General features: G+C 73.4%; 5 protein-coding genes. 2 read left to right on the top strand and 3 right to left on the bottom strand.

All coding sequences use genetic code 11. The annotated features are described in order from the left end of the window. Positions 1 to 186: 186 nt before the first annotated feature. Complete coding sequence (locus AOK22_RS30970) at positions 187 to 735, top strand: DUF937 domain-containing protein (RefSeq protein WP_055702036.1); 549 nt, start codon at positions 187 to 189, stop codon at positions 733 to 735. 84 nt (positions 736 to 819) lie between these two features. On the opposite strand, the gene AOK22_RS30975 is transcribed toward AOK22_RS30970, so the two are convergent. The 3 genes from AOK22_RS30975 to AOK22_RS30985 are packed head-to-tail and all read right to left on the bottom strand — an operon-like array spanning position 820 to position 3,979. Further along, positions 820 to 1,656: a sugar phosphate isomerase/epimerase family protein gene (locus AOK22_RS30975; RefSeq protein WP_055702037.1), complete on the bottom strand. Its 837-nt coding sequence runs from the start codon at positions 1,654 to 1,656 to the stop codon at positions 820 to 822. Further along, positions 1,653 to 2,822, bottom strand: a complete 1,170-nt coding sequence (locus AOK22_RS30980) for a dihydrodipicolinate synthase family protein (RefSeq protein WP_055702038.1) — start codon at positions 2,820 to 2,822, stop codon at positions 1,653 to 1,655. The genes AOK22_RS30975 and AOK22_RS30980 overlap by 4 nt, the downstream gene beginning before the upstream one ends. Then, positions 2,819 to 3,979 (bottom strand): Gfo/Idh/MocA family protein, encoded by a 1,161-nt coding sequence (locus AOK22_RS30985; protein ID WP_055702039.1) that lies wholly within the window; start codon positions 3,977 to 3,979, stop codon positions 2,819 to 2,821. Before AOK22_RS30985 ends, AOK22_RS30980 begins: the two co-directional genes overlap by 4 nt. A 136-nt stretch (positions 3,980 to 4,115) precedes the next feature. Between AOK22_RS30985 and AOK22_RS30990 the strand changes: the two genes are divergently transcribed. Then, positions 4,116 to 4,520: LacI family DNA-binding transcriptional regulator (locus AOK22_RS30990; RefSeq protein WP_157872327.1), on the top strand; the 405-nt coding region annotated here is incomplete at its 3' end.

A 4,520-nucleotide genomic window follows, 5' to 3' on the forward strand; every position in this document is an offset into this window, starting at 1 on the left:
GATTCCCCCCGGAATCCCCCCAGATCCCCCCTCAAGAAGTCCTGACTCCACATATGACACGCGCCGTGCCCGAAGGGTTGCACCGCGTTGCGAAGTTTTTTTCCGGGTGGTGTCCGGGCCGCTGCCGACCGGCCCGGAGCCGGCTTCCAGGTGCTGACGAAGCGGGGCAGACGTAGCGTTTGTCGCATGAGCGATTCTCAGTCGGATGGTGGCGGCTCCTTCGAGCGTGACGTGCTGGACGAGCTCGGCGACGACAGGCTCCAGGAGATCGCCGGGCTGCTCGGCACGGACGCGGCCGGCGCCCAGGACATGGTGGGCACCACGGTGTCCGCGCTCTCCGGGGGCCTCCAGGACAAGGCGGCCGCCCCCGACCCGGCGGAGGCGGAAGAGGTGCGCCAGGCGGTCACCGAGGCCGCCGAGGCGCCCGCGCCGGGCGACGCCCCCCTCCAAGGAGTGGCCGCCTTCGGCGGGTTGGGCGGTCTGGCGGCCGGCGGGATGATGTCCGGCGTGCTCGCCAGGATGAGCAAGCCGGTGGCGAACGCGGTCTCCAAGAAGACCGGCATCCCCGCGCCGACGGTCACCCGTGTCATCGAGATGCTGATCCCCGTGGTGCTCGCGGTCCTGACCAAGCGGGCCGCGAAGGCGAAGGCCCCCGGCGCGGCACCGGGCGCGGCGCCCGCCTCCGGGGGCGGGATCGGCGACCTGCTCGGCCAGATCCTGGGCGGCAAGAAGTAGCCCGAGCCCCCGTCACCGCGCGACGGGCACCACGAAAGGACCCGCCACGCGCGCGTGGGACCCGTTGCGCGCGCGGCGGGCCTCTCACGCGTGCCGGGCGAACCGCTCCGCCGTCTCCCTGAGCACCTCTCCCCCGTCCCGCGCCCACAGCGCCTCGTTGAAGATCTCGACCTCGATCGGTCCCGTGTACCCGGCCGCGTCGACCCAGCGACGGAAGGCCTTGAAGTCGACGCTGCCGTCGCCCAGTTGACCGCGGCCGAGCAAGACGCCGGCGGGCAGCGGCGTGATCCAGTCGGCGAGCTGGAAGGCGTGGATGCGGCCGCCCGCGCCGGCCCGCGCGATCTGCTCGGCGGCCCGGTCGTCCCACCACAGGTGGTACGTGTCCACGACGACGCCCACCTGGTCCGCGGGGAAGTGTTCGGCCAGGTCGAGGGCCTGGGCGAGGGTGGAGACCACGCAGCGGTCGGCGGCGAACATGGGGTGCAGCGGCTCGACGGCCAGGCGTACGCCCCGCTCCTCGGCGTAGGGCCCGAGGACGGCGAGCGCCTCCGCGATGCGCTCGCGCGCGCCCGCGAGGTCCTTGCTGCCGGACGGCAGGCCGCCCGAGACGAGGACCAGCGTGTCCGTGCCGAGCGCCGCCGCCTCCTCGACCGCCGCGCGGTTGTCGTCCAGGGCACGCGCGCGTGCCGACGGTTCGCCGTCCGTCAGGAAACCGCCCCGGCACAGGCTGGTGACCGTGAGGCCCGCCTCGCGCATGAGGCGCGCGGTGCGTGCGAGCCCGTACTCCTGGACCGGGGCGCGCCACAGGCCGACCGCGCCGATGCCCTCCTTGACGCACCCCTCGGCGAGTTCGGGGAGCGACCACTGCTTGATGGTCTCCTGGTTGACGCTCAGCCGGGACACCGGCACCGGGGTGCTCATTGCGGGACTCCGTGGACGGTGAGCAGCGCGCGCATGCGGGACGCCGCGAGGTCCGGGTCGGGGAACAGGCCGAGCCCGTCGGCGAGTTCGTAGGCGCGGGCCAGGTGCGGCAGGGAGCGGGCGGACTGGAGGCCGCCCACCATCGTGAAGTGCGTCTGGTGCCCGGCCAGCCAGGCCAGCAGGACGACGCCGGTCTTGTAGTAGCGGGTCGGCGCCCGGAAGAGGTGGCGGGACAGCTCCACGGTGGGGTCGAGGAGTTCGCGGAAGGCCTTCGCGTCACCCGTGTCGAGGAGGCGGACGGCCTGTGCGGCGAGCGGCCCCAGCGGGTCGAAGATGCCGAGCAGGGCGTGGCTGAAGCCGTGGTCGTCGCCGGCGATCAGCTCGGGGTAGTGGAAGTCGTCTCCGGTGTAGCAGCGGACGCCGTCGGGCAGGCGGCGGCGCAGGGCGACCTCGCGGTCCGCGTCCAGGAGCGAGACCTTGATCCCGTCGACCTTGTCGGGGTGGGCGGCGATCACCTGGAGGAAGGTCTCCGTCGCCGCGTCCAGGTCGGCCGAGCCCCAGTAGCCCTCCAGGGCGGGGTCGAACATCGGGCCGAGCCAGTGCAGGATCACCGGCTCGCGGGCCTGCCTCAGGAGGTGGCCGTACGTCTCCAGGTAGTCGTCCGGCGAGGCGGCCGCGGCGGCGAGGGCGCGCGAGGCCATCAGGACCGCCCGTGCGCCGACCGACTCGACGAGGGCGAGCTGCTCCTCGTACGCGTCCCTGACCCGCGACAGCGTGGCGGGCCCGGTGAGCTGGTCGGTCCCGACGCCGCACGCGATCCGGCCGCCGCACGCGCGTGCCTCGGCGGCCGAGCGCCGGATGAGCTCGGCGGCGCCCGCCCAGTCCAGGCCCATGCCGCGCTGGGCGGTGTCCATGGCCTCGGCGACGCCCAGGCCGTGCGACCACAGGTGGCGGCGGAAGGCGAGCGTGGCGTCCCAGTCGACGGCGGCCGGGGAGTCGGGGCAGACGTCGGCGCGCGGGTCGGCGACCACGTGGGCGGCGGCGTAGACGGTGCGGGAGGCCAGGGGCGGCCCGCCGGGCGCGGTGGGCAGCGGTGCGGTGCGGGGGGTGTACGCGCGCGTGCCGCCGTTCCCGCCCGGCAGCAGGACGGTGGTGCCGGTGCTCACAGCTCGATCTCCGGTACGTCGATGCGGCGGCCCTCGGCCGAGGACTTCAGGCCCAGTTCGGCGAGCTGCACGCCGCGCGCGCCCGCGAGGAGGTCCCAGCGGTAGGGCGCGTCGGCGTACACGTGCTTGAGGAAGAGCTCCCACTGCGCCTTGAAGCCGTTGTCGAAGCCCTCGGGGCCCTGGTTGTCCGGGACTTCCTGCCACTGGTCGCGGAAGGAGTGGGTGACGGGCAGGTCCGGGTTCCAGACGGGCTTCGGTGTCGTACTCCTGTGCTGCACGCGGCAGTTGCGCAGGCCCGCGACGGCCGAGCCCTCCGTGCCGTCGACCTGGAACTCGACCAGCTCGTCGCGGTTGACGCGCACGGTCCAGGAGGAGTTGATCTGCGCGATGGTGCCGCCGTCGAGTTCGAAGATGCCGTAGGCGGCGTCGTCGGCGGTGGCGTCGTAGGGCTTGTCCCGCTCGTCCCAGCGCTGCGGGACGTGCGTGGCGGCGAGCGCCTGGACGCTGCGGACGCGGCCGAACAGCTCGTGCAGGACGTACTCCCAGTGCGGGAACATGTCGACGACGATGCCGCCGCCGTCCTCGGCGCGGTAGTTCCAGGAGGGGCGCTGGGCCTCCTGCCAGTCGCCCTCGAAGACCCAGTAGCCGAACTCGCCGCGGACCGACAGGATCCGGCCGAAGAAGCCGCCGTCGATGAGGCGCTTGAGCTTGCGCAGGCCCGGCAGAAAGAGCTTGTCCTGGACGACGCCGTGCTTGATGCCGGCGGCGCGCGCGAGGCGGGCGAGCTCCAGGGCGCCCTCGAAACCCGTCGCGCTCGGCTTCTCGGTGTAGACGTGCTTGCCCGCCGCGATGGCCTTCTTGAGGGCGTCCTCGCGGGCGGAGGTGACCTGCGCGTCGAAGTAGATGTCGACGGCCGGGTCGGCGAGGACGGCGTCGAGGTCGGTCGAGACGTGCTCCAGGCCGTGCTCCGCGGCGAGCGCGCGCAGCGCGTGCTCCCTGCGGCCCACCAGGACGGGCTCGGGCCACAGCACGGTGCCGTCGCCGAGGTCGAGGCCGCCCTGTTCGCGAAGGGCGAGGATCGAGCGGACCAGGTGCTGGCGGTGGCCCATGCGTCCCGTGACGCCGTTCATCGCGATGCGCACCGTCTTGCGTGTCACGAAAGTCCCTCCGTAGGAGCGTAGCAAGCGCTTTCTATCTGTAGGCAAGCTAGCCTGCCGCACAAGGTTCGGACAAGGGCTTCGGTCGAGAGCGGTGACCGGGGGCCGAGAACACGGGCGACCGGAGGACGACGAGATGACCGTGACCCTGGCGGACGTGGCGGCCCGCGCGCAGGTCTCCCCCGCCACCGTCTCCCGCGTGCTGAACGGCAACTACCCCGTGGCGGCCGCCACGCGCGAACGCGTCCTGCGCGCGGTGGACGACCTCGACTACGTCCTGAACGGCCCCGCGAGCTCGCTCGCCGCGGCCACCTCCGACCTGGTCGGCATCCTCGTGAACGACATCGCGGACCCCTTCTTCGGCGTCATGGCGGGCGCCGTGCAGTCCGAGATCGGCGGGCCGGGCGGGCGCGCGGGCGGCGAGCGGCTCGCCGTGGTCTGCAACACGGGCGGCTCGCCCGAGCGCGAGCTGACCTACCTCACCCTGCTCCAGCGCCAGCGCGCCGCCGCGGTGGTCCTCACCGGCGGCGCGGTCGAGGAC

The sequence above is a fragment of the Streptomyces silaceus genome (assembly GCF_001419745.1).
Taxonomy (GTDB): domain Bacteria; phylum Actinomycetota; class Actinomycetes; order Streptomycetales; family Streptomycetaceae; genus Streptomyces; species Streptomyces silaceus.

What these genes read in the sequence shown, in the direction of transcription:
- AOK22_RS30970 (WP_055702036.1), top strand. Translation starts at nt 187, where the DNA reads ATGAGCGATTCTCAGTCGGATGGTGGCGGCTCCTTCGAGCGTGACGTG.
- AOK22_RS30975 (WP_055702037.1), bottom strand. Translation starts at nt 1,656, where the DNA reads ATGAGCACCCCGGTGCCGGTGTCCCGGCTGAGCGTCAACCAGGAGACC.